We start from the raw sequence: 13,558 nt of genomic DNA on the forward strand, positions 1-13,558 counted from the left end.
TTTCTGTCGAAGGAAGGAGTTACAGCATGTCCACGCTACAACCAAGTTTCCAAACCGAACGCATTGCCTGCGAGATGTGCCTGGGCGAGGTGCCGCAGTCCGCGGTCCTTGTCCCCGAGGCGGCGGACTACGTCGCTCACTTCTGCGGATTGACATGCTATGAGCTGTTGAAGAACTTGCCTGAGCTTCGCCATCCGGACACGCAGCTCGTCAAATGAACTACTGGTGCTGTTGCTCGAGCCACTGCGTTGGCGCCATGCCGACCAGATGGCTGAACGCACGTCCAAGAGCGCTCGCGCCGCCATAGCCAACTTCGAGCGCGACCTGCTTGACCGGACGGCCCCGGCGCAACAAGGCCTTCGCCAGCCCAATACGCCACTGCATCAGGTACTCCCCGGGCGGGATGCCCACGACCTCCGCAAACCGTGCCGCGAACCGGGCCCTGGACATGCCTGCGGAGTCTGCCAGCGCTTCGAGCGTCCAGGCGCGCGACGGATCCGCATGCATGGCCGTGAGTGCCTTGGCCAGTCGGGTGTCGGAAAGACCGGCGAGCAACCCGCTGTCGACGAGCTGCCGCTCGATGGCAAATCGCAACATCTGAACCACCAGCACTTCAGTCAATCGGCCCACCACCGCATCGTGACCGCACCGCTGCGCAATGGCCTCGCTGAACAGGAGCTGCAGCGTCGAGTCCAGCGACGGCATGTCAGCCAGCACGATGATCAGCAGATCCGGCAGGCCCCGCAGGAGCGGATTCTCATCGCCCAAGCCGAACTCGATTGCGGCACAGACCACGTCGGCTCCGGCGCGCTCATCCGCATGGAGCTGATGCGCCAATGGCCGCGGGTAGAACAAGGCGCTCGGCACGCTCACCACTTGCCGGATCCCATTGCGATCGGTCACCTCGATCGGCCCTTGGCGCACCAAGTGCAGGTGACCGACGCCATCACGCCCGTCGAAGTTGGCAATGCCGCACAGCGCCCCCGTGTGGTAGACGCGGGCGCTCAATTCGAAGCGCTGAAGCAGGTTTGACAAGCGGTCGGACACGAGACGATTAGTCTACTCTTTGGGACGAATGGATGCTATTCGTCTTGGATTGTGCTCTAGATTCGTGGCTCGTCGAGGAGTCGTGGCAGCTCCTGCTGTCACCCAATTGAAGGAGAGTCATGTGATCAAGTTCTACTACCACCCCTCGCCGAACCCGGCCAAGGTGGCGCTCTTTCTGGAGGAAGCCGGCTTGCCGTACGAGCTGGTGCCGGTCGATACCCGAAAGGGCGAGCAGCATGCCCCCGCGTTCACTGCCCTCAACCCCAACGCCAAGACACCGGTCATGGTGGATGGCGACGCAGTGGTCTTCGACAGCAATGCGATCCTGCTGTACCTGGCCGAGAAGACCGGGCAGTTCCTGCCCGAAAGCACGCTCGCCGCTCGCGCTGCGATGCACTCGTGGCTGATGTTCGTGGCCACTGGTATCGGTCCTTATTCGGGGCAGGCGGTGCACTTCAAGCACGTCGCGCCGCAGCCCAAGGCCTACGCGGTGAACCGCTACGAATTCGAGGCCTGGCGGCACTGGGGCATCCTCAACGACCGCCTCGCGGCGAACCGCTACATGCTCGGCGACACCTACACCCTCGTGGACATGGCGGTCTGGGGCTGGGCGCGCGTGGCGCCCTATGTGCTGGGCTACGATGCGTGGGAGAAACTGCCGCACGTCAAGCGCCTGCTCGACGAGATCAACGCGCGGCCGGCGGCGCAGCGTGCGGAGGCTCTGAAGGCGCGCCACGCATTCAAGACGGAGGTCGATGACGAAACACGCCGCGCGCTGTTTCCGCAGAACGCCAGGCTGGAAGCCGGGACGCTGGGAGGCTGAGGTGATCGACCTGCACTACTGGACCACGCCCAACGGTCACAAGGTTAGCTTGTTCCTCGAAGAGGCAGGCCTGCCGTATCGGATCGTGCCGGTGCACATCGGCCGCGGCGAGCAGTTCGCGCCCGAGTTCCTTCGCATCGCGCCCAACAATCGCATTCCCGCGATCGTCGACCATGCGCCGGCCGATGCCGGCGAGCCCTTGTCGGTCTTCGAGTCGGGCGCCATCCTGCTGTACCTGGCAGACAAGACGAAGCGCTTCATTGCGCAAGACTTGCGCGGGCGCAACGTGGCGCTCCAATGGCTGTTCTGGCAGATGGGCGGGCTCGGTCCCATGGCCGGGCAGAACCACCACTTCGTCCAGTACGCGCCCGAGAAGCTGCCGTATGCCATCGATCGCTACGTGAAGGAAACCTCGCGGCTTTACGGCGTGCTCGACAAGCATCTCGCCGACGGCCGCAAGTACATTGCGGGCGAGTACTCCATCGCCGACATGGCGTGCTACCCGTGGGTGGTGCCGCATGAACGCCAGCGCCAGCGACTGGGGGACTTCCCGAGTCTCGCGCGCTGGTTCGATCGCGTGCAAGAGCGCCCGGCCACTGCGCGGGCCTACCAGCGCGCCAGCGAGATCAACTCGGCGCCGGTGGTCGACGAACGGTCCAAGAGCCTCCTGTTCGGGCAGGACGCCTCCACGGTGCGCTGAGCCAAGCGCAGGGCCTTTTCCGGAAGTTACCCGCGGTGCCAGGGGTAGCGGCGCGCACCACTTCCAAGCTCAAGGCCAGGGGCAATACGGGCCGAGGCGCGATTGTTGCTCCTTGTACTCCCCCTGAAGATCTCGAACCCAATGCTTGAACTACTCGTCGTTGACGAACACAGCATCTTCCGAATTGGATTGAAGCGGCTGCTGTCGGACGAGCCGGACATGCAGGTGACGGGTGAGGCTTCGGACGGCGCCAGTGCGCTTCTCAGTATCCGAAGTCATGCCCATAGCATGGTGGTGCTCGACATCAATGTCAAAGGGCACAGTGGACTCGAGACCTTGGCAGCCATTCGCGCCGAGCAACCGAGATTGCCGGTAATCATGCTGTCCATGTACGAGGGTGAGCACTACGCCGCATTGGCGTTGCGTGGAGGGGCGAATGCCTATCTGTCGAAGAATGCGGAGCCCGAGGAGATCGTGCGTGTAATTCGAGAAGTCGGCCGCGGCACTTACCCTTTACCCAGCGTGGCTGGTACGGTGCTTAAGCAGCTGCCCCACATCGGCTCCCATTCATCCCATGAACGGCTGACACCGCGCGAGATGCAGGTGGTGATGAAGATCGTCAAAGGGCAATCAATTTCTGAAATCGGATTGAGCATGGTCTTGAGCGTCAAGACCATCAGCACCCACCGCACGCGCGCTCTTGGGAAGCTCGGACTGACAAGCAACGCACAGTTGGTGCAATACGCGGTGCGAAACGGTTTGGTCGATTGATGGGCGCATGAGGCGGGCTCCCCTCAAAAGGAGGAGATCACGACACCGAACAGGCAAGGGCAGAAGGCCCAGCCACTGGCCGACTACGGGAATCCCGATGCGACCTTCGAATGACAGCTCTCACTTGCAGATGAAGTCGTTGAGACTATGCTCGTGACCTACCGTGGTCGACCTATTTCGTTGAAAAAACGCGATCGGCGATTGAGTTGTTGGGCCGCCGCTCCTGCGCGAGTGACTTCGCTGACATGATGACGAGCTTCATGCCGAAGCGTTCCTCCACGCGATCAATCATCGTCTTGGTCGATTCGACTTCTTCGGTCCGATGTGAAGGCGTTGCTTCTACGTCGACAATGATTCCGGCGTCCAATCAAGTAGTTGGTCGAGTAGGCGCAAAACGCTGGTCCGCCCGGCGCGGCGGTCCAGCGCGCCGCTGGGTCAGTCACTTCAAATTGGCTCCAGCCGATGGCCTTCGGCTGCGGCTGATCGGCGTTGGGTGACTGCTTTGCGGCCGCGAGATCGGCGGGCTGAAGGTCAGCTGAGGGCACACAGCTGAAGTACGAAGGTGCTCGATAGCGGGCGTTCGATCCCGTCGCCAAGCATGACCGTTCGACATTACTGGCAAACCCCTTGCAAAGGGTTGGCCGGCTCGGCTGAGCCACGAAATGCTCCTGGTAAATCATGCTATTGAGATAATCTTTCTTATCGCAACAGCCATGTCAATCGCCTAAACTGGCCCTCATGAAAAGTACCCGAACCATCAAGCCGGCAAAAGCAGGACAAGGGGTCGATTTGTTTTCGGTGTCAAAACTGACGGTTCGGATCTCGAGCAACGGCGGGGTCGGTTCGCTAAGTCGTTGATTTCGCGAGCATTGCTGTTCACTTCGCAGCGGCGTATCTGTCCGGCCCCCGAACTGCGAAGGAGCGCGGCAATGCAAGGCTGGCAGACGTCCTACCTCGGCCTGCGTGACCTACCAAGCGAGCTCAGTGAGTTCGAGCTGCACGCGTTCTTCAGCTTCAGCCGCGCCGAGCGAGAGTTGATCGCGCGGCGCCGCAGCGATAGCCTCAAGTTGGGCCTGGCGCTGCACATCGGTTTCGCGCGCATGAGCGGGCGGCCGCTGAACAGCGTTCGAGCCGTGCCGCCCGCGTTGCTGCGCCACCTTGGCCGCGAGCTCGACATCGCCGCGCCCGACCTGGTTTCGCTGCGCGCGCTGTACGCCCGCGGGCGCACCCTGTTCGACCACCAGCAGCAAGCCTGCGAGTGCCTGGGCTTCCAATGGATGACTGAGCACCAGCGCCGCGCCCTGGTCCGTGTGCTGCGCGATTAGGTCGCGCATTGCACCTGCGTCATGCGATCGAAGGTCCAACCGATGAAGGAAGTTGCCGCGCTCGTGCGCCGTCACATGGACGGCATCGTGGCCTGGACCCAGACGCGCCGGACCAACGGCTTCCTCGAGGCCATCAACGGACTGTTCCAGGCCGCCAAGCGGCGCGCCCGGCTTCGTGCGCCTGTCCACTATCAAGACGGTCATCTTCCTGATCGCGGGGAAGCTCGACTTCCAAGCGATCAACCCGCATGCTCCGCAACCCACTTGATTTTCAACAGAGCCAAATATCTCAACAACATGATTGAGCAGGATCAGCGGGGCGTGAAGTCGCGCATCAACCCCATGCTCGGCTTCAGGTCTTCGCTCGCGCTGCCGTGACGATCGCAGGCGTGGAGTTGCTACATCGCATCCGCAAGGGACAGTTCAATCTCCGCAGGCTGCGCCTTCGAGGCCAAGCTACGCCCGCTATCTGGAGCGCCGTGCTTTCGGCCTGACCTTTGCGGCACTCTCGCAGTGTCACTTGGCCACGACCAATTTTTGCACCAGAGCCGCCGCACTGACGCAGGCAGCTGGCTGCAGGTGCTGAAGAACGATCGCACGGCGATCTTCACGGCGGCGCGGCATGCCGGCGCCGCCTTCGAATGCTGGTCAGGCAAGGATCCCGGCGGCGGCGATCACGTCGCTCATTTTCCTGACGGCCTCCACCACCCTCGCATCACGTGCCGGCGGCTGACCGGCAACGTACAGGGGCAACGCCGGTAACGGAAGGGTTGGCACGTAACTCTCGATCAACCCGCTTTCGATTTCCTGCCTGACCACGCAGACCGGCAGAACGCTGACAGCCAGGCCTTTGGCTACGAAACGCGTGATGAGCGAGATGTCATTGCACACACTCAGCGTCGGCGAAGGCGCTTTCTCGTTGGCAAACCAGTCGTCGATGATCTGGTGCAGGCGCGACGGCGACTGCAACGTGAGCACACGTTCCCTATACAGATCCTCCGGGGCGATCGTGGCCTTCTGGTCGAACTTGCCGACACCGCCGACCCATGCGGTTTCCAGCGAGCCGATCAACTCGAACCAACAGCTCTCCTTGCGTGCCGGCTCCCCCAGAAAGGCAATGTCCAATTTCTTTTGGTCGAGCAGGTCGACGAGATCGGTGCTGGTTGCAATGGTCAGGTTGACGCGCAGATCGGGATAGGAAGCCTCCAGCATGCCGACGACCTCCGGGAGGCAGGTCATGGCCAGTGCATCGATGGCGCCCAGCCGCAGCAACCCGTCAAAAGGCTGCTCCAAGTGAAGCATGCCGTCCATTTGATCCAGCAGCCCGATGCCGTGCTCGACATAGCGCCGCACGAGAGCCCCTTCGGCGCTGAGCGTCACGCCGCGACCGGATTTCTCAAACAGACTTATACCGAGTGCAGTTTCCAATTCTGAAATGCGCAATGAAATCGTGGGTTGTGTGACGCTCAAATGGTCGGCCGCAGCCCGAAATGTCCCGAGTTTGCAGATCCAGATGAATGCCTCCAACTGGGCAATTGAATATCTTTTCATAAAAAATGAATTCGCGAAATTGATCGGAACAGCCGCTATTCAAATTCTGTTGATGAACCGGGAACCCCGATGCCGGGGTACGCAGGAACCGGGCCAGAGCGCGCAGTCGCCTCGACGGAGGGCCGCATCAAGGCGCGAGAAGGCCCCCCGCCAACCCCGCACGGATAAGTACCCCAATCGATAGGAAATTCTGATGGAAATTCGATTGAATTCCTCATTGGTCCATTCAAATTCGACACGTAAAATCTCCAACCCGGCGCTGAGTAAAGGTGCCAAATTGAATCACTGGAACAGATGAATGACTGATTTAGGTCGACGTCCAGCGTCGGATCTGATTGGGCTGCTTGCCGACGGCGAAGTGTCTTCTCGAGAGATTGTCGGAGACTTTGTCTCCCGATATGAACGTTTCAATCCTGCGATTAACGCCATCATCGAAATCGATGCCGATGCAGCGCTCAAAGCGGCGACGGAATCCGACCTGCGTCGCAAAGCAGGCGAGAGCCTGGGTCCGCTGGACGGGCTCCCGATCACCGTCAAAGACAACATCCATGTGCGAGGCCTGGGCGCCAGATGGGGCAGCCGGCTGTTCGCCGACCATCGTCCCGAGGTCGACGACATCGCGATCGAAAGACTGCGCGCCGGCGGCGCCAATCTGCTCGCGAAAACGAATACGCCAGAGTTTGCCCTTGCAGCGCACACCGACAACCTGTTGCACGGGCCGACCCGCAATCCCTGGCGTCTCGACCTCACACCGGGAGGGTCCAGCGGGGGCGCCGTGGCGGCGCTGGCGGCTGGTATCGGCCCATTGGCGATTGGCACTGACGCCGGCGGATCCATCCGGCGACCGGCGTCCTACGCCGGGGTCGTCGGGTTCCGTCCATCCACGGGGCGGATCCCGCGCGGTGCCGGGTTTCCGGCCCTTGCGATGGATTTTCAGGTCGTCGCTCCGGCTGCCCGCACTGTTGCGGACACCTATTCGATCTTCAGACTCATCGCCGGGCCCGATCCGCGAGATCGCAGCTCGCTTGCCTTCAACGACTACCCGTTGCCAATGCAATTGGCCGAAGGGCAACAAAGGCGTTTGCGTATTTGCTACGTGCCGGATGTCGAAGGATGCGCAGTGGACAGAGAGGTCCACGACCAAGTGCATGCGGCGGCCCTCACGTTCTCTGCGCTGGGACATCACGTTGAAAGCGGCGCAATGCCGTTCGTGCTTGCCGACATCGAACGCATCTGGTCCACGTTGACCGCTGTCAGCCTGGCGCGGGTGGTGGGCCTTTCCGCTGAGTCGCTGGCTCAGGTCTCTGCAAGTTCCAGGGCATCTGCGCAGCGCGGCGCAACGGTCAGCGCCCAGGAATATTCGGACGCGGTCGATGCCATTCAGAAAGTCAGACGGGGAGTCGACGCGTTCTTCTCCAGATTTGACGTCCTGCTCAGCCCCGCATCGGCCTCACTGCCATGGGCCATCGGACAGGCCTTTGCGGAAGTGATCGACGGACGGGAGGCCGGTCCTCGAAGCGCCGCCGTGTTCGCCACTTTCGTCAACGTTGCCGGCATACCGGCGATCAGTCTTCCCGCTGGTCGGGGGGCATCGAGACTCCCCATCGGGCTGCAGCTGGCGGGAGCCTTCGGACGCGACCTGCAGGTGCTGGGACTGGCCATGGAATACGAATCCGCGTCGCCGTGGCAGCTGCTGGCCGACACCTATTAAGGCCCCGTCTCCATCTTCCTCGAGGAAACCCAATGCCTGACATATCTCGTGCTTCGAAGACCAAACAGGTCGGAAAGCGTCTTGCCGTGCATGCCAAGCACTGGCTGCTTGGCGCGTCGCTCGGCCTCGGCTTGGGCGTATCGATGCCGGCCAGCGCGCAAGACTTTCCGAACAAGGCGATCCGGCTCGTCGTTCCCTATCCAGCGGGCGGAGCGACCGACGCGCTGGCACGCGTCCTGGCGCCAGAGCTGTCCAAGCTGCTTTCGCAAAACGTCTATGTGGAGAACAAGGGCGGTGGCGTCAGCATCATCGGCACCGACCTCGTCGCGACCGCCAAGCCCGACGGCTACACATTGTTGATGTCCGACCAGGCGCTGATGACCAATCCCGCCTTGCAACCCAAACTTCCCTATGACACGCTGAAAGACCTGCAGCCCGTGGCGTTGATCGGTCCCGCGCCGTCGGTGCTGGTTGTCAACCCCTCTGTTCCTGTGCACACGATCCAGGAACTCGTTGCGCTGGCCAAGGCCAAGCCTGGCGAGATGCAATACGCGTCGTCAGGTAATGGCACCTCTACGCACATCGCGGGCGAATTGCTGAAGCAGGTCGCCGGCATCCAGATGACACACGTCTCCTACAAGGGGGGCGGGCCGGCTCTGAACGATGTCCTGGCGGGTCATGTGCCCGTCTTGATCGCCAGCATCGGCCCCGCCGCGCCGCTGATCAAGGCTGGAAAACTCAGGGCGATCGAGGTCTCAAGCATCAAGCGCTCGCCGGTGCTGCCCAATGTTCCCACGCTGGCGGAGTCGGGCCTGGGCGCTGCCGCAATCCTTGGCTACTGGGGCGTGCTGGTGCCAGCAAAGACGCCACCGGCCGTCATCAGCACGCTCAACGGCGCCTTTAATAAAGCGATCCAGTTGCCGGACGTGCGACAACGACTTCTGGACCTGGGCATCGAGCCCACCGGGGGCACTGCAGAGCAGTTTCGAAGCATCTTGCAGACGGAAATTCCCCGAATGACGCGGATCGTCAAGTCCGCAAACATCACCATCGACTGACACGGCAGGGCGCGCGTTTCGACCCAAGGACATTGTTTTGAAAATCACTGAAATTCGTGAGGTCGCGATCCCTCTGAATTCCACGCTGCGCAACGCCGTCTATGACTTCAGCGAGATGACAACTTCGGTTGTCGCCGTGAAGACCGACGTGCTGCGCCATGGAAAACCGGTCATCGGCTATTCCTTTAACTCCACCGGCCGCTATGCATGCGGCGCGCAGATGCGAGACCGCCTGATTCCGCGCATTCTCGCGGCACCTGCCGAGAGCTTGCTGACCGACGATGGCAGCAACCTGAATGCGGAAAAAATCCTCGCACGGATGATGATGCGGGAGAAGCCTGGGGGCCATACCGAGCGATCCGTGCCGGTGGGAACGATCGAGGTCGCGGTCTGGGATGCCGTGGCCAAGATTGCCGATGAACCTCTGCACAGCGTGCTTGCCAAAAAGTACAACGCCGGCACGCTGCTGGAGCGGGTGCCCTGCTACGTAGGGGGAGGCTGGTACGCGCCCGGCAAGGGCATTCCCGAGCTTCTGGCCGAGATCAAGTCCCGCATGGACGAGGGCTACACCACCATGAAAATCAAAGTGGGTGGCGCGTCCGTTGCGGAAGACCTCCGGCGCATCGAAGCGGCGATCGAATTGCTGGGCGGGGGCCAACATCTCGCCGTCGATGCGAACGCGGGATTCACGCCCGAGCGCTGCGTCGAATACGCCAAAGCCTTGGCACCCTACGACCTTCGGTGGTTCGAGGAGCCCACTGATCCCGCGGACTTTGCGCTGCTCGCCGAAGTCGCAGGGTTCTATCCGGGTGCCATCGGCACCGGCGAGAACCTCTTCTCAACCCAGGACATCCGGAATCTGGTGCTCTTCGGCGGGCTTCGTCCTGACCGGGACATCATCCAGATCGACGTACCGCAGTCGTACGGCATTGTCCAGTTTTCCAGAACCTTGGACATGCTAAGCAGACTGGGATGGTCGCGGGAATCCATTTTCCCCCACGGCGGCAACCTGATGACGCTGTCGATCGTGGCCGGCTTCGGCTTGGGGGGATGTGAAGCCTATCCCGACGTATTCGGCGTGTTTGCCGGCTTTGCCGATGACTCGAAAGTTGATGGCGGCTTCTTGAGTCTGTCGGACCGTCCAGGTATCGGCTTCGAAGGCCAGAACGCGCTCTACGACGTCATGAAATCGATCTTCTAGCCGCGATTTACCCGCCATTTCGGCAACCACTTATTCAAGACCCCTGGACCCATGAACCGGCTTCTTCGCTTACTCTCCGTCACCAGCCTGGCGGTTCTTTCTCTCGCGCCCGCTCACGCGGACGACCTATATCCTTCCAAGCCGGTGCGCATCATTTCGCCCTACGCGGCCGGTGGCACCAACGATTTTCTGGCGCGGATGAGCAGCCTCATCCTGACGAACGCGTACGACAAGACCGCTGTGGTCGAGAACCGTCTTGGCGGCGGCGGCATCATCGGTTCGACCGTTGTGGCGCGCGCCAAGCCAGACGGCTACACACTTCTGCTCGGATCGATCTCGACCCACTCCATCGGTCCGATCGTCTACAGCAAGATGCCCTATGACGTGAACAAGGACTTCACGCCCATCTCCATCGTCGCGGAAGTTCCGATGCTGCTCGTCGTGCATCCTTCCGTGCCGGCAACCAACCTGGCGGAACTGCTGGCGTTGGTCCGCAGCCAGCCCGGCAAGTTGAACTACGCGTCGGCGGGTGCGGGAACGATCCCCCACATGACGGCTGAGCTGTTCAAGACCATGGCCAAGGTCGACATCACCCATGTTCCCTACAACGGCGATGCACCGGCGATGAACGACGTTGTCGGGGGACAGGTCCAGATGACTTTCGCCAACATGCCATCGGCCATCAATTTTGTGCGAAGCGGCAAGATGCGCGCCATTGCTGTCGCCAGCAAAACTCGCTCATCTGCCCTGCCTGACGTGCCGACGATCGCCGAGGCCGGCGTGCCTGGCTTTGATGTCACTGCCTGGTATGCACTTTTCGGCCCCGGCAACATGCCAGCCGCGCTGGTGTCGAACATCAACGCCGTCATCGCCAAAGGCGTGCGCGATCCAGACATGGCCGCAAAGATCAGAGCGCAGGGCGCCGAGCCTGTGGGCAATACGTCCGCCGATTTCGCCGCATTCATGGCGAAGGACCAGGCCAAGTGGAAAGCAACTGCCGCTGCAAGCGGTGTCAAGTTGGATTGACCCGAGCCGAAAGCCTCCTCCATGCTTCCTTCCCACAACCGCTTCAAGTACTCGGGCATCAAACAGCGCCCGGTGTTCAATTGGCCCGGCAACAAGCGGCTGGCCGTCTACATCGCGGTCAACATCGAACACTTTCCCTATGGCGTGCAGTGCGGCGTGGACCTCGACCGCCAGACGCAGCCATGGAGCCAGCGAAGCTGGCTCTGGCGTGAATACGGCAACCGCGTCGGGGCGTGGCGCCTCATTGACCTGTTCGATGAACTGAATCTGCCGGTCGGCGTGATCGTGAATACGGAGAACTACGAGCACTGTCCCGAACTGATCGCCGCGCACCGCGAGCGCGGCGACGAGCTGATCGCACATGGCCGGTCTAACGCCGAACGCCAGATCGAGATGGACGAAGACACCGAGCGCGCGATGATCGCGGAAGTCACCACGCTCATGGAGAAGGCCGATGGCCGCCGGCCCCAAGGGTGGCTCAGCCCCTACCTCACACCGAGCCTGGTGACCACCGACCTGCTCGTGGAGGCGGGCTACTCGTATGTGCTTGACTGGGGCATCTGCGACGAGCAGCCGTTCTGGGTCGACACGCGCCGACAACCCATCCTTTCCGTGCCCTATCCGATCGAACTCAACGACCAGCCGGCCATTGCCTACCGGCACAACTCGGCTGCGGAATACTGCGACATGATCGTAGAGAACTTTGACGAAATGCTCCGGCGCTCGGCTGAGACACCGCTTGTGTGCGTGATCTCGCTGCACTCCTTCATCATGGGCCAGCCGTTCCGGCTGGCGCGCTTGCGCCGGGCGTTGCAGCACATCCTCGCACACAAGGACCAAGCGTGGATGACCTTGCCCGGCGAGCTGGTGCAGTACTACCGCAGCTTGCCGGCCGATCTGCAACTGGCCGCCAAATGAGCCGCATGACGCAAGATCTTTGCGGTACCCGCAGGGCAATAGGCGAGGGTTCGACGACTGCGATGGAGCAGATCGAAGAATCGATTGCGGCCGCGCAGTCGGCCGCATGCGCCGCCGCCTTTCTCAGCACGACGTTTGACGAAGCGCGTGCCGCGGCGGCGAATCCGACCGCGCAGCGGGCTCCACTGGCCGGCCTCGGCGTGTCCATCAAGGATTTGTTCGACGTGGCAGGGCAGCCCAGCCGCGCGGCGTCGCAGGTGCTCGCCGATACGGCACCCGCCGCGTGCGACTGTGTCGCGGTTGCACGCCTGCGCGCCGCCGGGGCAGCCTTCGTCGGGCGCACCAATATGTCGGAGTTCGCGTTCTCCGCCGTGGGCGTCAATCCGCACTATGGCACGCCGGTCAATGCCTGCGATCCGGAGATTGCGCGCATTCCTGGCGGCTCGTCCTCGGGAGCGGCCGTCTCGGTGGCCGCAGGCGCCGCCTTCATCGGCCTGGGCTCGGACACGGGTGGATCCATCCGCACGCCCGCCGCCCTCAACGGCATCCTCGGCTTCAAGAGCACCGCGCGCCTTGTGCCACTGGATGGAACGGTCCCGCTGTCCCCCACACTGGACACCGTATGCGCCATGACGCGTTCCGTGCCCGATGCCATCCTGGCTCACGAGATTCTTTCAGGGCGCGTGGTGCCGCGCAGCGCCGCACCGCTGGCCGCATACCGACTTGCCGTACCTCAGACCCTCATGCTCGATGGCCTCGACCTAGGCGTCGCACGGGCCTTCGAGGACACACTGGACACCTTGCGCGGGGCCGGCGCGCGCATCGAGTCCATTGCATTGCCCGAGATCCGGGATCTGGGCAGCCTTCAGTCCACCGGCGGTTTTGCGGCGGCGGAGAGCTACGCCTGGCACCGCGAATGGCTTGAGCGCCGCGAGGCCGACTATGACCCCCGCGTTGTTGCCCGCATCCGGCGCGGCGCTTCGATCACAGCCGAGAACTACATCGAACTCGTGCATGCCCGGCGCGGATGGATCACTGCAGTGGAAATGGCGCTGCAAGGCTTCGACGCGATGCTCTCCCCCACCGTGCCGATCGTCGCGCCTCCCATTGAAGACCTGCTGCCTGGTGCCGAGCGCGACGAGCAGTTCTTCCGCATCAATGCCCTGCTGGTACGCAACACAAGTGTGGTCAACATGCTCGACGGTTGCGCGCTCACCCTGCCGTGCCAGGCACCGGGGGAGTTGCCGGCCGGATTGATGGTCTGGCACGGCACGCTACGAGACGACAAGGTGCTGAACGTTGCATTGCGCGTGGAGGAGTTGCTTGTCTGTCGATAGACATGGCAGCCAGGTGACATGACCGCGCGTAACTCGGATGGGCCCGCAATATCGCCTCAGTCTCTTTTACTCGGGCGTGATGCCGGCCGC

At 62.3% G+C, this 13,558-nt stretch carries 12 protein-coding genes and 4 pseudogenes; 13 read left to right on the forward strand and 3 right to left on the reverse strand.

From position 1 onward, the window contains the following. The first annotated feature begins 26 nt into the window (after positions 1-26). A complete protein-coding gene (locus tag ACSQ9I_RS37805) occupies positions 27-218 on the forward strand; it encodes a DUF3330 domain-containing protein (RefSeq protein ID WP_436317044.1) in 192 nt (63 codons plus the stop codon). Between the two features lies 1 nt (position 219). On the opposite strand, the gene ACSQ9I_RS37810 is transcribed toward ACSQ9I_RS37805, so the two are convergent. Further along, a complete protein-coding gene (locus ACSQ9I_RS37810) occupies positions 220-1,047 on the reverse strand; it encodes a cupin domain-containing protein (protein ID WP_436317045.1) in 828 nt (275 codons plus the stop codon). Positions 1,048-1,168: 121 nt separating this feature from the next. Here ACSQ9I_RS37810 and ACSQ9I_RS37815 point away from each other — a divergent pair, with 121 nt between their 5' ends. From ACSQ9I_RS37815 to ACSQ9I_RS37825, 3 genes are all read left to right on the forward strand, one after another. Beyond that, a complete protein-coding gene (locus tag ACSQ9I_RS37815) occupies positions 1,169-1,870 on the forward strand; it encodes a glutathione S-transferase family protein (RefSeq protein WP_436317046.1) in 702 nt (233 codons plus the stop codon). Position 1,871: 1 nt separating this feature from the next. Further along, a complete protein-coding gene (locus tag ACSQ9I_RS37820; RefSeq protein WP_436317047.1) occupies positions 1,872-2,570 on the forward strand; it encodes a glutathione S-transferase N-terminal domain-containing protein in 699 nt (232 codons plus the stop codon). A gap of 141 nt (positions 2,571-2,711) precedes the next feature. Then, the gene (locus ACSQ9I_RS37825) at positions 2,712-3,341 is read left to right on the forward strand and encodes a response regulator (RefSeq protein ID WP_436317048.1); all 630 of its coding nucleotides are present in this window, start codon (positions 2,712-2,714) and stop codon (positions 3,339-3,341) included. 259 nt (positions 3,342-3,600) lie between these two features. On the opposite strand, the pseudogene ACSQ9I_RS37830 reads toward ACSQ9I_RS37825, so the two are convergent. Further along, positions 3,601-3,793, reverse strand: a pseudogene (locus ACSQ9I_RS37830) (IS5/IS1182 family transposase); the annotation flags it as partial. Between the two features lie 477 nt (positions 3,794-4,270). Between ACSQ9I_RS37830 and ACSQ9I_RS37835 the strand changes: the two are divergent. The 3 pseudogenes from ACSQ9I_RS37835 to ACSQ9I_RS37845 form a co-directional block, all read left to right on the forward strand. Beyond that, a pseudogene (locus ACSQ9I_RS37835) lies at positions 4,271-4,663 on the forward strand (DUF4158 domain-containing protein); the annotation flags it as partial. Positions 4,664-4,675: 12 nt separating this feature from the next. Then, a pseudogene (locus ACSQ9I_RS37840) lies at positions 4,676-4,934 on the forward strand (transposase); the annotation flags it as partial. An 8-nt stretch (positions 4,935-4,942) separates the two neighbouring features. Next, positions 4,943-5,160, forward strand: a pseudogene (locus ACSQ9I_RS37845) (DDE-type integrase/transposase/recombinase); the annotation flags it as partial. A 154-nt stretch (positions 5,161-5,314) separates the two neighbouring features. On the opposite strand, the gene ACSQ9I_RS37850 reads toward ACSQ9I_RS37845, so the two are convergent. Next, a complete protein-coding gene (locus ACSQ9I_RS37850; protein WP_436317049.1) occupies positions 5,315-6,193 on the reverse strand; it encodes a LysR family transcriptional regulator in 879 nt (292 codons plus the stop codon). 322 nt (positions 6,194-6,515) lie between these two features. Between ACSQ9I_RS37850 and ACSQ9I_RS37855 the strand changes: the two genes are divergently transcribed. The 6 genes from ACSQ9I_RS37855 to ACSQ9I_RS37880 are packed head-to-tail and all read left to right on the forward strand — an operon-like array spanning position 6,516 to position 13,468. Then, on the forward strand, positions 6,516-7,928 hold the full coding sequence (locus ACSQ9I_RS37855) for an amidase (protein WP_436317050.1): 1,413 nt from the start codon (positions 6,516-6,518) through the stop codon (positions 7,926-7,928). A gap of 32 nt (positions 7,929-7,960) precedes the next feature. Further along, positions 7,961-8,986: a tripartite tricarboxylate transporter substrate binding protein gene (locus ACSQ9I_RS37860; RefSeq protein ID WP_436317051.1), complete on the forward strand. Its 1,026-nt coding sequence runs from the start codon at positions 7,961-7,963 to the stop codon at positions 8,984-8,986. 37 nt (positions 8,987-9,023) lie between these two features. Beyond that, positions 9,024-10,187, forward strand: coding sequence for an enolase C-terminal domain-like protein (locus tag ACSQ9I_RS37865; protein WP_436317052.1), 1,164 nt, complete (start codon positions 9,024-9,026; stop codon positions 10,185-10,187). 51 nt (positions 10,188-10,238) lie between these two features. Further along, a complete protein-coding gene (locus tag ACSQ9I_RS37870; protein WP_436297230.1) occupies positions 10,239-11,213 on the forward strand; it encodes a Bug family tripartite tricarboxylate transporter substrate binding protein in 975 nt (324 codons plus the stop codon). Between the two features lie 21 nt (positions 11,214-11,234). After that, positions 11,235-12,131, forward strand: a complete 897-nt coding sequence (locus tag ACSQ9I_RS37875) for a polysaccharide deacetylase family protein (protein ID WP_436297229.1) — start codon at positions 11,235-11,237, stop codon at positions 12,129-12,131. Positions 12,132-12,136: 5 nt separating this feature from the next. Then, positions 12,137-13,468, forward strand: a complete 1,332-nt coding sequence (locus ACSQ9I_RS37880; RefSeq protein WP_436317053.1) for an amidase — start codon at positions 12,137-12,139, stop codon at positions 13,466-13,468. The last annotated feature ends 90 nt before the right edge of the window (positions 13,469-13,558 follow it).

Source organism: Variovorax sp. LjRoot84, assembly GCF_964254305.1.
In the GTDB taxonomy this organism is placed as follows: Bacteria; Pseudomonadota; Gammaproteobacteria; order Burkholderiales; family Burkholderiaceae_C; genus Variovorax.

Coding starts and splice junctions, on each gene's coding strand:
- ACSQ9I_RS37805 (WP_436317044.1), top strand. CDS start 27: ATGTCCACGCTACAACCAAGTTTCCAAACCGAACGCATTGCCTGCGAG.
- ACSQ9I_RS37825 (WP_436317048.1), top strand. CDS start 2,712: ATGCTTGAACTACTCGTCGTTGACGAACACAGCATCTTCCGAATTGGA.
- ACSQ9I_RS37855 (WP_436317050.1), top strand. CDS start 6,516: ATGACTGATTTAGGTCGACGTCCAGCGTCGGATCTGATTGGGCTGCTT.
- ACSQ9I_RS37860 (WP_436317051.1), top strand. CDS start 7,961: ATGCCTGACATATCTCGTGCTTCGAAGACCAAACAGGTCGGAAAGCGT.
- ACSQ9I_RS37870 (WP_436297230.1), top strand. CDS start 10,239: ATGAACCGGCTTCTTCGCTTACTCTCCGTCACCAGCCTGGCGGTTCTT.
- ACSQ9I_RS37875 (WP_436297229.1), top strand. CDS start 11,235: ATGCTTCCTTCCCACAACCGCTTCAAGTACTCGGGCATCAAACAGCGC.
- ACSQ9I_RS37880 (WP_436317053.1), top strand. CDS start 12,137: ATGACGCAAGATCTTTGCGGTACCCGCAGGGCAATAGGCGAGGGTTCG.